Below are 13,818 nucleotides of genomic sequence, written 5' to 3' on the forward strand. Positions count from 1 at the left end.
CGTTACCAATGCCGGGGCATTATGGTTTGGAAGCAGGTGTGGCCATGAACGGCAGCCAAGACGATGCCGACGGCTCGGCGCCGCCGATACTGGTGTTCGGCGCGGACGAACGGCTGGCCGACTGGTCTCCTGAGGCCGCAGCCTTGCCGGGTCTGGCGGACCGCCTTGCGGACGGGATGCCGTCCGCTGAGCTGGAGGAACTGGCCGGGCCGCGGCGCACGATCGTCCCGCTGGCCGGCGGCGGGGCGGTGTGGCGGCTCGCCAACTCCACGTCCCCGGCCACCCAGGCCGTCCCGTCCGTCGCATCCATGGACAGTCCTGTCACCGCCCCGGCCCCGGCCCCGGTCCCGACGGTTCAGCCGATGCGCGACCCGGCGGGGCGCCTGTTCGCGGCGGCGAGTCATGACCTGCGCCAGCCCCTGGCGGCCCTGTCCCTGCTGATCGGCACCTTGGACAGCCGGTTGGCGGAGGGCCGCACGGGTGGGGTGGAGCGGTCGGGGCGCGACCTGCTGCACTCGATGGCCCAGGCGGTGGAGTCCATGCGCAGCATGGTCGACGGTCATTTCGATCTGGTCCGCCTGGAAAGCGGTCTGGTCGAGCCCGACATCCGCACCCACGCCGTCAACGGGGTTCTGATGCGGCTGGCGCTGGATGTGGCGCCGCGCTTCGCCGACCGCGGGCTGCGCTTCAGCGTGATGCCCTGTTCGGCCATGGTGAAGACCGACTCCGCCCTGCTGGAGCGCCTGCTGCACGGGCTGGTCGCCAATGCCCTGCGGGTTACGGGGCATGGCCGGGTTCTGGTCGGTTGCCGTACCCGCGGCGACTGCCTGCGGATCGAGGTGTGGGACAATGGCCGCGGCCTGTCCCCGCAGCGGCTGGAGGCGCTGCGGTCGGAACTGGCGCGTCCTGTCGGGGAGGGCTCCGGCACGCTGGGGCTGGACCTGACGCTGGTCCGCGGCCTGGCACGCAAGCTCGGCTTCGGGCTGGAGCTGTGTTCGGCGGAGGGGCGCGGCAGCGTCTTCGCGGTGATCGTTCCACGCTCCGTCGAGGCGTCGGAAAGCACCGGCGGAGAGGAGCAGCCTGAGGCGGCCGTGCCAGACAGCGGTGCGGCGGACATCAGCCGGACCCGCATCCTGGTGATCGAGGACGATCCGATGGTGCTGGCGGCATTGGAGGCGCTGCTGAGCCAATGGGGGTGCAGCGTGGTGGGCGCGGACTCCTATGACGCCGCCGTCGAACGGATCGGCCCGACGCCCGACCGGTTCGACCTCATCATTTCCGACCTGCGGCTGAAGGGAGCGGCGAATGGCATCGTCGCCATCCGTCAGATCGCCAAGCTGTTCGGCCGTCCGGTGCCCGGCATGATCCTGACCGGCGACACCGACCCGAAGCGTCTGCGCGAGGCGCGGCTGTCCGGCTATACGCTGCTCCACAAGCCGGTGGCGCCGCTCGCCTTGCGTGCCGCCGTCATCCGCCTGCTTGGGCACGACTCGATCTGATAGTATTGACTCTAAATCTGTGGCGGATTCGGCATGGGTTGAAAAGGGGTGATGAAAGGAATGTTAATCGTTTCTGTATCGCAATGAATTTCCTGAAACATAGGCCGCAAGAATGCGGCAAAATGCGACAGATATATTGCGCCGATCCCTTCCAGAAACGTTTCGTCACCCCGGATGGTTAGAGAATCATCCCTCTTTCGTTTAAGGATGATCTTTCACATACCCTTTTATGTCTTCCTTTCGCTATGATCGGGTATGGCGGGATGGAGGGCGATTGGATGAACCGGCGATATCGAGGGGACGCGCGGGCGGGCACGACGATTCCAGCCATCGTCTTCGCCGGCTTCTTCCTATCCCTCAGCGCTTTCCTTCTGATCCGTGCCGCGACCAGCAATGCCGAACAGGCATTGGCAGACCGCCAGGCCATCCAACTCCACGATGAACTCAAGACCCGCTTCGACCATCAGAGCGTCCTTCTGCGCGCGCTGAGCGGCCCCATGGCCGGGCCGGAGCCGGTGACGGAGGCCAGCTTTTCCTCGGCGGCCGAACCCCTGCTTCCGCTCTACTCCAATCTCCGCGCCGTCGTCTGGTCGCGGCGGATGGCCGAACGCGACCTGCCGCTGTTGGAGCGGACGATGCGGTCGGTCGGCCACACTACCTTCGCCGTCCGCTATGCCGCCGAGGACGCGGCACTTGAACCCGGCGCCGACCGCTTCGTGAATATGCTGGCCGAACCAAAATCGGCGGCCAACCTGATCGGTCTGGACATGGCCAGCCTGCCCGGTCAGCGCGACGTGCTGGTCCGGTCCTGTGCCGCCAATCGCGTGGTCGCGGCCGAGGGCGAGCCGCTGCGGGCGGAGTTCGGCCCGGATACCGCGCTGATCTACCTGCCGGTCTATTCGCGCGAGGTCGATGCCGGGGAGGATGGGCCCGCCGCCCGTACGCTCTGCGATGTCCTGACCGGCTTCCTGTGGACAAGCTTCGACGTCGGCCAGTTGCTGCGCGATGCCGTTCTGCGGGTGGGGCTGACCGTCGGCGACGCCTATCTGCTGGACCCCAAGGCGGGAGCGCCGCGGCTGCTTGCCGCCGAAGGGGCGCTCAGCCGTCCCGGCGAGCTTCCGCATCCTCCGGTCCGGCCGCTGACGGCGGAGCAGCTGACCGGGGATGCGCCGACGCGGACCATCGTCCGCGACATCGCCTATGGCGGGCGGGTGTGGCGGCTGTATGTGGTGCCGGGCCCTGTGCCGCTGTTCGGCGCCGACGACCGGCTGGCCTGGACCATGCTGATCGGCGGACTCCTTCTGACCGCCGGCGCCGTCGTCTATGTGCTGCGCGAGGCGCGGACAAAGCGTCTGCTGCGCACCGAGGCGCGCGCCCGCTCCGCCATGGCCCGCGCGCTGCGCGAAAGCGAGGAGCGGTTCCGCATGGCCCTGCGCCATTCCAAGGTGACGCTGTTCACCCAGGACCGCGACCTGCGGCATCAGTGGGTTTATTGTCCGCAGCCGGACTTCCGCCCGGAACGCATGATCGGCCGTACCGATGCCGAACTGTTCCCCCAGGATGCCGAGCGGCTGGCTCCGGTGAAGCGGGCGGTGATGGAGCGCGGGGTCGGCGCCCGCTGCGAAGTGGAGCTGACCTATAACGGCATCCGCCACGCGCTGGACCTGTCGGTGGAGCCGATGCGCGACGACACCGGGGCGGTCTGCGGCATCATCTGCGCCGCGGTCGACATGACGGAATCCGTCGAAATCCGCGAGGCTCTCGCCCACGCCCATGCCGAGGCGGAGCGCGCCAACCAGGCAAAGAGCCGTTTCCTGGCCGCCGCCAGCCATGACCTGCGCCAGCCTTTCCAGGCGATGAGCCTGTTCCACCACATCCTGTTGAGCAAGCTGGACGATCCCCAGCAGCTGGAGGTGGCGCACAAGCTGGGAGAGGCGCTGAGCGCCGGTAATACGCTGCTGTCCACCCTCCTCGACACCTCCGCGCTGGAGGTCGGCAACGTGAAGCCGCGGATCGTCGATTTCGACGTGCAGGATATCCTTGGCCGCCTGTCCGTCGAGATCGGCGATCAGGCTGCCGAACGCGGGCTGGAGTTGCGGGTGGTTCCCTGTTCGGTCCGCGTGCGCAGCGACCCGATCCTGCTGGAGCGGATGGTGCGCAACCTGATGGTCAATGCCCTGCGCTACACCACCGAGGGGCGGATCCTGCTGGGCTGCCGCCGCCGCTGCGGCGGCGCGGACGGCGACCGCCTGTCCATCGAGGTCTGGGACACCGGCCCCGGCATCGCCGAAGCCGAGATGACGGCGATCTTCGAGGATTTCTACCGCTGCGGCACCGACCAGCGCGACAGCGGGCGCGGGTTGGGGTTGGGGCTGTCGATCGTCCGCCGCATGGCCGAGATGCTGGACCATCCCGTCACCGTGCGGTCGCGGGTGGGGCGCGGCACCGTCTTCGCCGTCAGCGTCCCGCGCGTCGTGGAGCATTGCCCTTGCGCGGTCGCCGCGGACTGAACGGACGTCCACGCCCCGCTCCCGCAAGCCGTTCCTTTGTACCGTAATGTCGTGCCGCAATGCGCAAATGCGGCGGTTTTTCCAGCATGTCCGCATTTCCCGTCCGAGCTTGCGCAAGTTTCGGTTATGCTGCGGTCGCACACTGCACCGAAACGAACCCAGTAACCCAACTGCAACAATAGCTTGGCAACCTTATTGATGTAGGTCATTGGGAGCCCTGGCCATGGGGGCTATTTCTTTCGCACAAGCACACTCCTTGGAAAATCCTTGGAGAGTGAAGGTTCCGCTTCGGTGGAATCCAACAAGACGGGTTCCGGCCCGCCGCCGTCGGTCCGCCCCCTAGCGGGCGCCGCGGCACGGGAACCGGAATCGGGAGGATACGGCCTTCCGCGGCCACGGGTGCCTCTTTCGAGAGGCATCCGCTGCGGTCTTCGGCCTGCGGGTTCGCCTGCCGACGGGCTTTGGTCCGTCCGGCGGCCCGTCGGCCGGGCGCCGCGATCCTTTTGAGGAGCTTTGAGATGGACACCGCCACCGCCGCCCTCTCCGCCGTTCCGGCGGGTCGCAGCGGCATCGTTCCGACCGGTAAGAACGGCAGCCCCATGATCGAAAACGTCACGTTCGAGGAAATCCGCATCGGCCAGCAGGCCAGCCTGTCCCGCCGGCTGACCATGGCCGACATCGAACTGTTCGCGACCGTGTCGGGCGACCTCAACCCGTCCCACGTCGACGAGACCTATGCCGCCGACCATAAGGTGGTCGGGCACGGCATGTGGTCCGGCTCGCTGATCTCCGCGGTTCTCGGCACGCTGCTGCCCGGCCCCGGCACCGTCTATGTCGGCCAGGATCTGCGGTTCGAGCGTCCGGTCCTGCTGGGCGACATCGTCACCGTGACGGTCACCGCCAAGTCCAAGGACGCCGCGCGCAAGACGGTTGTCTTCGACTGCCTCGCCGCCAACCAGGACGGCAAGACCGTCGCCACCGGCGTCGCCGAGGTGATCGCCCCGACGGAGAAGTTCTGCCGTGCCGCCGCGGAACTGCCGCAGGTGCAGGTGATCCGTCATGACGGCCACGAGCTGATGCTGAAGAAGTGCGAGTCGCTGCCGCCGGTGCCGACCGCCGTCGTCCATCCCTGCGACGAAAGCTCGCTGCGCGGCGCCGTCGAGGCGGCCGAGGCCAACCTGATCGACCCGGTTCTGGTCGGCCCGGAATCCAAGATCCGTTCCGTCGCCGATGCCCATGGTCTGGATATCTCCCGTTACCGCATCGTCGACGTCGCCCACAGCCATGCCTCCGCCGAAACCGGCGTGCGGCTGGCCCGCACCGGCGAATGCGAGGCGGTGATGAAGGGCAGCCTGCACACCGACGAGCTGATGGGCGAGGTGGTGAGGAAGGAAACCGGCCTGCGCACCGGACGCCGCCTGAGCCACGTCTTCGTGATGAACGTCCCGACCTACCCGCGTCCGCTGCTGATCACCGATGCGGCGATCAACATCTATCCGACGCTGGAGGACAAGGTCAGCATCGTGCAGAACGCGATCGACCTCGCCAAGGTCCTGGGCACCGAGGTTCCGCGCGTCGCCATCCTGTCGGCGGTTGAAACCATCAACACCAAGATCGCCTCGACGCTGGAGGCCGCCGCGCTGTGCAAGATGGCCGACCGCGGCCAGATCACCGGCGGCATCCTGGACGGCCCGCTGGCCTTCGACAACGCAATCAGCCGCGAGGCCGCCATCACCAAGGGCATCAAGTCCGAGGTGGCCGGTCAGGCCGACATCCTGCTGGTCCCCGACCTCGAGGCCGGCAACATGCTGGCCAAGCAGCTGTCCTTCCTGGCCCATGCCGATGCCGCCGGCATCGTTCTGGGCGCCCGCGTGCCGATCATCCTGACCAGCCGCGCCGACAATGTGCGCACCCGTCTGGCGTCCTGTGCCGTGGCCGTCCTGTCGGCCGCCGCCCGCCGCCGCGGCGCCGCCGCCGCGGCCGAGTGAGGAGGGCAGGGGACATGTCCAACGCGATCCTCGTCATCAATGCCGGCTCTTCCAGCCTGAAATTCTCGGTGTTCCGGGATCACGGCGACGGGGATCCGGTGGTCACCGTCAACGGCCAGATCTCGGGCATCGGCACCCAGCCGGTGTTCGAGGCCAAGGACGCCCAGCGCCGCCCGCTCGCCGACAAGAGCTGGGGGGCGGGGGAGGCCGGCGACCGCACGGCGCTGCTGTCCTACCTGCTCGACTGGATCGAGGAGCGGCTGGAGGGGGCGACGCTGATCGCCGCCGGCCACCGGGTGGTCCATGGCGGCGTCAGCCACGCCGCCCCGGTGCTGCTGACGCCGGCCCTGATGGACGAGCTGGACGCTCTCGTCCCGCTCGCTCCGCTGCACCAGCCGCACAACCTCGCCGCCATCCGCGCGCTGGCCGAGGCGCATCCCGAGCTGCCGCAGGTCGCCTGCTTCGACACCGCCTTCCACCGCAACCAGCCCTGGCAGGCGCAGACCTTCGCCATCCCGCGGGAGCTGACGGAGGAGGGCGTCCGCCGCTACGGCTTCCATGGCCTGTCCTACGAGTACATCGCCCGCCGCCTGCCGGAAATCGCCCCGGAACTGGGCGACTCGCGGGTGGTGGTCGCCCATCTCGGCAGCGGCGCCAGCATGTGCGCCATCCATGGCGGGCGCAGCGTCGACAGCACCATGGGCTTCACCGCGCTCGACGGCCTGCCGATGGGCACACGTTGCGGCACCATCGATCCTGGCGTGCTGATCTATCTGATGCGCAAGGGCATGGACGCCGGCGCCATCGAGAAGATGCTGTACAACAAGTCCGGCCTGCTCGGCGTCTCCGGCATTTCCAACGACATGCGCACCCTGCTCGACAGCAGCGACCCGCATGCGCAGGAGGCGGTGGAGCTGTTCTGCTTCCGTATCGCCAAGGAGACCGGTGCGCTCACCGCCTCGATGGGCGGGGTGGATGCGCTGGTCTTCACCGCCGGCATCGGCGAGCGCTCCGCCCCGGTGCGGACTCGCGTCGGCGACAAGCTGGCTTGGCTGGGTGTGGAAATCGATGCCGCCGCCAACCTGGCGAACGCGACGAAAATCTCCACGCCGGGAAGCCGCCTGCCGGTCTATGTCATCCCGACCGACGAGGAACGGATGATCGCGCTGCACACCCGCAGGGTGCTGACGGGGCGGTGAGGGTTTGGGGGAGGGGCGGCTGACGATGCGCTCCTCCCCACATCCCCCTGGCCCACATCCCCCTGGCCCACATCCCCTTGGCCCACATCCCCTTGGAGGCCACCCCCATTCGGTGCTAGCACCCTCTCCGGCATCAAGCATCGACCGGGGAACCCGTGGTCCGCCCCTATCTGCCGCTGAACGCCTTGCGTGCCTTCGAGGCGTCGGCCCGGCATCTCAGCTTCACCCGCGCCGCCATCGAGCTGTGCGTGACCCAGGCCGCCGTCAGCCATCAGGTCAAGCTGTTGGAGGCGCGGCTGGGCGTCAGCCTGTTCCACCGGCTGCCGCGCGGCCTTGCCCTGACGGACGAGGGGCGGGCGCTGCTGCCGACGCTGGAGGAGGCGTTCGACCGCATCGGCGGGCTGCTCGACCAGTTCGAGGGCGGACGGTTCCGCGAGGTTCTGACGGTGGGCGCCGTCGGCACCTTCGCCGTCGGCTGGCTGCTGCCGCGGCTCGGCCGCTTCCGCGAAGCGCATCCCTTCGTCGATCTGCGCCTGTCCACCAACAACAACCGCGTCGATATCGCGGCGGAGGGGCTGGACTACGCCATCCGCTTCGGTGACGGGGCGTGGCACGGCACCGACGCGGACCGGCTGTTCGACGCGCCGCTGTCGGTGCTGTGCGCGCCGGAGATCGCTGGACGGCTGCGCGACCCTGCCGACGTCGGGCGGGAGACCCTGCTGCGCTCCTACCGGTCCGACGAATGGCCGGGCTGGTTCGCCGCCGCCGGGCTGGAGCCGGCGGCGATGCCTTCGATCAAGGGTCCGGTCTTCGACTCCTCCTCCCTGATGGTGGAGGCGGCGATCCAGGGGGCCGGCGTGGCGCTGGCCCCGGTGGCGATGTTCCGCCGGCCGCTGGCGCTGGGACTGATCGAGCAGCCCTTCGCCGTTACCGTCTGCAAGGGCGCCTATTGGCTGACCTCGCTGAAATCGCGGCCGGAGACGCCGACCATGCGCGCCTTCCGCGACTGGCTGTTCGCCATGGTCGCGGAAGACGCGGCAGGCTGACCGGTCAGGACAGCGTGACCCGGCGCGGCGCCTGCTGCCGTTCCTCCCGCCGCTGCCAGAAGCGCAGGCGCAGCCGCGGTGCCACGAACCAGGCGATGGGAGCCGCAAGGATGACGCTGAGGATGACCACCGTCGGCATCAGTGTCATCGCCTGCTCGGAAAAGCTGGGGATTGCCAGGACCAGAACGGTGCCGATGCCGAAGACCACACCCTGGATCATGCCGTAGATCAGGATGGCGAGGCGTAAGCGCATGGACATGGGGCTGCTCCGCTGAAGTGGGTTGGTGCAAAGACCGCTTCCCTCTTCAACCAGAACGCAGTCGCAATGTTCCGAACGCCATCTGACCGGGTTCCATCGGTCCGATAGCGTTCGTATTCAAACAATTGCCTGGTCCGAGCCAGCGGGGCGATCCTTACCGGTGCGCCCGCCACCACGCGATCAGTCCGGCGGTGGAGCAGTCATGCGCCCCCTCGACCGGGCCGTTCTCAAGCTCCGGCAGGATGGTGCTGGCCAACTGCTTGCCAAGCTCCACGCCCCATTGGTCGAAGCTGTTGATGTCCCAGACGATGCCCTGGACGAAGACCTTGTGCTCGTACAGCGCGATCAGGGCGCCCAGTGTCGCCGGGGTCAGGCTTTGGATCAGGATGGTGTTGGACGGGCGATTGCCGGGGAAGACGCGGTGGGGGACCAGGGCCTCCACCTCCGCCGCCGGCTTTCCTGCCTTGGTCATCTCCGCCCGCACCTCGTCGGCGGTCTTGCCGCGCATCAGCGCTTCGGCCTGGGCGAAGACGTTGGACAGCAGGATGCGGTGATGGGCGCCGGGCTCAACCCCGATCGGGTTGTGGGTGGTGGCCGCGGCGATGAAGTCGCAGGGGATCAGCGAGGTGCCCTGGTGGATCAGCTGGTAGAAGGCGTGCTGCCCGTTGGTGCCGGGCTCGCCGAACAGCACCGGGCCGGTCTGGTAGTCCACCGGCTCGCCGCCGCGGGTCACCGACTTGCCGTTGCTCTCCATGTCCAACTGCTGGAGATAGGCCGGGAAACGGTGCAGGTACTGGTCATAGGGCAGCACCGCGTAGGACGAGGCGTCCCAGAAATTGCGGTACCACACCCCCAGCAGGCCCATCAGCACCGGCATGTTGCGTTCCAGCGGGGCGGTGCGGAAATGCTCGTCCATCGCGTGGGCGCCGGCCAGCAGTTCGGCGAAGCGTTCCGGCCCGATGGCGATCATGATCGGCAGGCCGATGGCCGACCACAGCGAATAGCGGCCGCCGACCCAGTCCCAGAAGCCGAACATGTTGGCCGGGTCGATGCCGAACTTCCGCACCTCCGCCTCGTTGGTGGAGACGGCGACGAAATGCTTGGCGACATGCGCCTCGTCCTTCGCGGTCTCCAGGAACCAGCGGCGGGCGGAATGGGCGTTGGTCAGCGTCTCCTGCGTCGTGAAGGTCTTGGACGCGATGATGAACAGGGTGGTCTCCGGGTCCAGCCACTTCAGCTGTTCGGCCAAGTGGGTGCCGTCGACGTTGGAGACGAAATGCAGGGCGACATGGGAATGGGCGAAGGGCTTCAGCGCCTCCGTCGCCATCACCGGCCCGAGGTCGGAACCGCCGATGCCGATGTTCACCACGTCGGTGATCGGCTGGCCGGTATAGCCGCGCCATTCGCCGTCGCGCACCGAATTGGCGAAGGCGTCCATCCGCTCCAGCACGGCGCGGACGGCCGGCATCACGTCGCGGCCATCGACCGTCACGGCGCGGTCGGAACGGTTGCGCAGCGCGGTGTGCAGCACGGCGCGCTTTTCGGTCAGGTTGATCGGCTCGCCGCCGAACATGCGGGCGCGGGCACCCTCGACATCCTGCTGGCGGGCGAGGTCGAGCAGCAGGCCGACCGTGTCCCGCGTGACGCGGTTCTTCGAATAATCGAGGAACAGCCCCGCGGCCTCCAGCGAGAAGGCCTTGAACCGGCCGGGATCGGCGGCGAACAGGTCACGCATGTGCGTGCCGGCCATGTCCTGGCGGTGCCGGGCGAGAGCGGTCCAGGCGGGCGAACGGGTCAGCGCGGTCATGATGCTTTGGACTCCTTGACGTCAGCGGTCCTTTGACGCGGCCCATCTGCGGGGCGTGCGGAGCCTAACACCGACGATCGGCAACGGCCACGGGCCAAAACGCGGCATCCGACGCGGCTTTACGGCCTATGCGTGCCGGCCAGGGGTGCAACCGGGTGGGGTTCCGGGGTGTTGAGGATCGCAGGACCCGCTACAGGAGGACGCCATGCCGGAGGAGCCGATGCCGGACAAGCCCGTTACCCCTCCATTGGAGGAGCGCGAGGAGCAACGCGACCGCGACGACGCCGCGCGGCCGGATCAGGTCGGGATCATCCCGGGCAAGGTGCCCGGCAGCCCGGTCGATCCGAGCGATCCGCGCTTTCCGGGGAGTCAGCCGGATTTGGCGTGATTTCCCGGGGAGAGCAGGACGCCCACCCGACCTCCCCCGCTCCCGGCGGAGCGCAGATCCGCTGGAGCGGGGGAGGGGCAGGGAAGGCATTCGGAGCCGACCAAGCGGTCAGCTATCCCTTCAATTGCCCGCTTCGACCGTCCGGGTCGAGGTCACGCCTTCCGGCTTGCCCACCAGCACGGTCAGCAGCTTGGAGGGATCGAGCAGGCGCTGGGCGACGCGCTTGATGTCCTCCTGGGTCACAGCATTGATGTAGCGGTCGCGCTCGTTCAGATAGTCGATGCCCAGATTGTCCCGCTTCACCTGCAGCAGGACGCGGGCGATCGCCTGGGTCGAGCCCAGCTGCAGCGGGAAGGAGCCGGTCAGATAGGTCTTGGCGTCGGCCAGTTCCTGGTCGGTCAGCCCGTCCTTGGCCATGCGCGCCCATTCCTGGCGGATGATGTCCAGCGCCTGTCCGGCCTTGGCATTGACGGTGGAACCGCCGGCCATCACCACGGCGGCATGGTCCATCGGAATCAGATAGCTGTAGACGCCGTAGCTCAGCCCGCGCTTCTCCCGCACCTCCTCCATCAGACGGGAACCGAAGCCGCCGCCGCCCAGCACATAGTTCATCACCGTGGCGGCGTACCAGTCGGGATCGTCGCGCTTCACGCCCGGCTGCCCCATCAGCATGACGGTCTGCGCCGTCGGGCGCGGCAGCAGGATGGTCTCGCCCGTCCCGGCCATCGTCACGTCGGGGATGCCCGGCGCCTCGGACTTGGCCGGCAGCGTGCCGAACACCCGGTCCAGCGCCTTGCCGAGTTCCTCCGGGGTGATGTCGCCGGCGGCGGCAACCACCAGCCGGTCGCGGCCGAACTGGCCCTTCACGAAGCGGCGCAGGTCGTCGGGCGTGATGGTCGGCAGGGTTTCCAGCGTGCCGCGCATTTCGCCGCCATAGGGGTGGTCGGGGAAGGCGGTGGCGTAGAACTGGCGGCGCGCGACATAGTTGGGGTCGGCCAGATCCCGCCGCAGGCTCGCCATGATCGAGCCACGCATGCGGTCCAGCGCATCGGGTGCGAAATGCGGTTCGGTCAGGGCGAGCCGGGTCAGGTCCAGCGCCTCGTCGCGGTTCTCGGTCAGGGTGCGCAGCGAGCCGCTGAACCCGTCGCGCCCGGCATCGAAGCCGAGAGCGATGGCCTTGTCCTGCAGCCGCGCCTGGAAGGCCTGCGAGTCATAGGGACCGGCCCCCTCGTCGAGCATGGTGGAGGCGAGATTGGCCAACCCCTCCTTGCCCTTGGGGTCGATGCCACCGGCCCCATCGAAGGTCCATTCCAGCGCCAGCACCGGAACCTTGTGGTCTTCGACCAGCCAGGCCTCGATCCCGCCTGGGCTGACCACGCGCTTGATGTCCATGGCCTGGGCGGGCAGGACGAAGGCGACGACGGTGAACAGGAACGCGGCGACGCCCGTCCGCAGGGAAAAGTGACGCACGCTCATCCTCAACTGTCCTTTCCGGTCGGGGGCAGCAGCAGGCCGGTGACATGGTTGGTCTGACCCAGAACGGCGCGGGCGGCGGCGTTGACCTGATCGGCGGTTACGGCGTCGATGCGCACCGGCCAGCTTTCCACGTCGTCGATGCTCTGGCCGGTCGCCAGTGCGGCGCCCAGTGTCTGGGCCGGGCCGGTCAGGCTGTCGCGGGCATAGGCGGCGGAGGCGAGCATGCGCTTGCGGGCGGTGGCGACCTCCTCCTCGGTCACGCCGGATTCCAGAAGCTTGTCGATCTCGGCCCACAAGGCCGTCTCCAGCTTTTCCATCGGCACTCCGGCGGCCGGGCTGGCGCCGACGCTGAGCGTGCCCATGTCCCAGGCGGTGGGGCCGTAGCCGAGCCAGGCGGAGGTCGCGAGCTTCTGATCCACCACCAGGCTGCGGTAGAGGCGGGAGGTGGTGCCGCCGCTCATGATCTCGGCCAGCACCTGCAGCGCATAGGCCTGGCCCTGGGGATCGAGGCGGTAGGACGGCGCGGTCCAGGTGCGGCGCACCGACGGCTGCCGGACCTCTTCGTCGCGCAGGACCACCTGTCTTGCGGCACTCATCGGCGGTTCGCTCACCCGCTTGCGCTCCGGCACCGGACGCGCGGGGATGGAGCCGTAATAGCGTTCGGCCAACGGCTTAAGCTCTTCCGCGGTGATGTCGCCGGAGACCACCAGGATGGCGTTGTTGGGGGCGTACCAGGTCTTGTAGAAGTCCTCCGCCATCTCCCGCGTCAGCGACGAAATCTCCTGCGGCCAGCCGATCACCGGGGTGCCGTACGGATGGTGGACGAACATCGTGGCGTTGATCTGCTCGCCGATGCGGTCGGCCGGTTCGTTCTCGACGCGCTGGCGGCGCTCCTCGACGATGACGTCGCGCTCGGGATAGACCTGCGCGTCGGTCAGCTTCAGGTTGGCCATGCGGTCGGCCTCCATCCGCATCACCAACTCCAGGCGGTCGCGGGCGACGTTCTGGTAATAGGCGGTGTAGTCGTAGCTGGTGAAGGCGTTGTCGCGCCCGCCGTTCTTGGCGACGGTGCGGCTGAACTCGCCGGGCGGGATCTGTTCCGTCCCCTTGAACATCAGGTGTTCCAGGAAATGGGCGATGCCGGACTGGCCGCGGTCCTCGTCGGCCGCGCCCACCTTGTACCAGACCATGTGGGTCACGACGGGAACGCGGTGGTTGGGGATGACCACCACCTGCATGCCGTTCGACAGGGTGAAGCTCTCGGGGAAGAACACCCCCTTTTCCGCGGCGGATGCGGGTGGCGCGGCGATCGGCCCCGGCAGGAAGGGGGCGGCGGCCGTCATCGTCAAGGCCAGGAAACCGGCCGCGGCGAGGCGGCGGGCTGGAAGGTAGGCAAGCATGAGGGCTCCCGGATCAGGAGGTCCGAATCGAAAGGGCGCCCTTCGCTGTGAAGGGCGCCCCCGGAAGTTGGTGTGATGTCGTGCCCGGAACAAGGTTTGAGCCATGCGGATGCTGCCGGGCTGGGTGCGGACAGGGTCCGCTTAAAGCGGATTGCCATCCGCTTTGGACCGCGACGGCGGGGCCGGCCGCCCATGCGGCCGAAGCCCGACCGGCGAATGAGGTCATATAAATCCAAAGCGAATGCA

Annotated in this window: 10 protein-coding genes; 6 read left to right on the forward strand and 4 right to left on the reverse strand. The window is 68.2% G+C overall.

What is annotated here, in order from left to right:
- The first annotated feature begins 44 nt into the window (after window positions 1–44).
- The 5 genes from DM194_RS02185 to DM194_RS02205 all read left to right on the forward strand — a co-directional run bounded on the left by DM194_RS02185 (window position 45) and on the right by DM194_RS02205 (window position 8,242).
- Entirely contained in the window at window positions 45–1,499 is a 1,455-nt protein-coding gene (locus tag DM194_RS02185) for an ATP-binding response regulator (RefSeq protein WP_111065713.1), read from the forward strand.
- Between the two features lie 278 nt (window positions 1,500–1,777).
- On the forward strand, window positions 1,778–4,009 hold the full coding sequence (locus DM194_RS02190) for a sensor histidine kinase (RefSeq protein WP_111067676.1): 2,232 nt from the start codon (window positions 1,778–1,780) through the stop codon (window positions 4,007–4,009).
- Window positions 4,010–4,608: 599 nt separating this feature from the next.
- The gene (locus DM194_RS02195) at window positions 4,609–5,997 is read left to right on the forward strand and encodes a bifunctional enoyl-CoA hydratase/phosphate acetyltransferase (RefSeq protein WP_111067678.1); all 1,389 of its coding nucleotides are present in this window, start codon (window positions 4,609–4,611) and stop codon (window positions 5,995–5,997) included.
- Window positions 5,998–6,011: 14 nt separating this feature from the next.
- Window positions 6,012–7,196 (forward strand): acetate/propionate family kinase, encoded by a 1,185-nt coding sequence (locus DM194_RS02200; protein ID WP_111065714.1) that lies wholly within the window; start codon window positions 6,012–6,014, stop codon window positions 7,194–7,196.
- Window positions 7,197–7,351: 155 nt separating this feature from the next.
- Entirely contained in the window at window positions 7,352–8,242 is an 891-nt protein-coding gene (locus DM194_RS02205; RefSeq protein WP_111065715.1) for a LysR family transcriptional regulator, read from the forward strand.
- Between the two features lie 4 nt (window positions 8,243–8,246).
- On the opposite strand, the gene DM194_RS02210 is transcribed toward DM194_RS02205, so the two are convergent.
- Both DM194_RS02210 and pgi read right to left on the reverse strand, forming a co-directional pair.
- A complete protein-coding gene (locus DM194_RS02210) occupies window positions 8,247–8,501 on the reverse strand; it encodes a hypothetical protein (RefSeq protein ID WP_111065716.1) in 255 nt (84 codons plus the stop codon).
- 154 nt (window positions 8,502–8,655) lie between these two features.
- Window positions 8,656–10,308, reverse strand: a complete 1,653-nt coding sequence (gene pgi / locus DM194_RS02215) for a glucose-6-phosphate isomerase (protein ID WP_111065717.1) — start codon at window positions 10,306–10,308, stop codon at window positions 8,656–8,658.
- 205 nt (window positions 10,309–10,513) lie between these two features.
- Between pgi and DM194_RS02220 the strand changes: the two genes are divergently transcribed.
- Window positions 10,514–10,696, forward strand: a complete 183-nt coding sequence (locus DM194_RS02220; protein ID WP_111065718.1) for a hypothetical protein — start codon at window positions 10,514–10,516, stop codon at window positions 10,694–10,696.
- Window positions 10,697–10,816: 120 nt separating this feature from the next.
- On the opposite strand, the gene DM194_RS02225 is transcribed toward DM194_RS02220, so the two are convergent.
- Window positions 10,817–12,172, reverse strand: coding sequence for a M16 family metallopeptidase (locus DM194_RS02225; RefSeq protein WP_111065719.1), 1,356 nt, complete (start codon window positions 12,170–12,172; stop codon window positions 10,817–10,819).
- A 2-nt stretch (window positions 12,173–12,174) separates the two neighbouring features.
- Entirely contained in the window at window positions 12,175–13,572 is a 1,398-nt protein-coding gene (locus tag DM194_RS02230; protein WP_111065720.1) for a M16 family metallopeptidase, read from the reverse strand.
- Window positions 13,573–13,818 lie beyond the last annotated feature (246 nt).

It is taken from the genome of Azospirillum ramasamyi, from assembly GCF_003233655.1.
Taxonomy (GTDB): Bacteria; Pseudomonadota; Alphaproteobacteria; order Azospirillales; family Azospirillaceae; genus Azospirillum; species Azospirillum ramasamyi.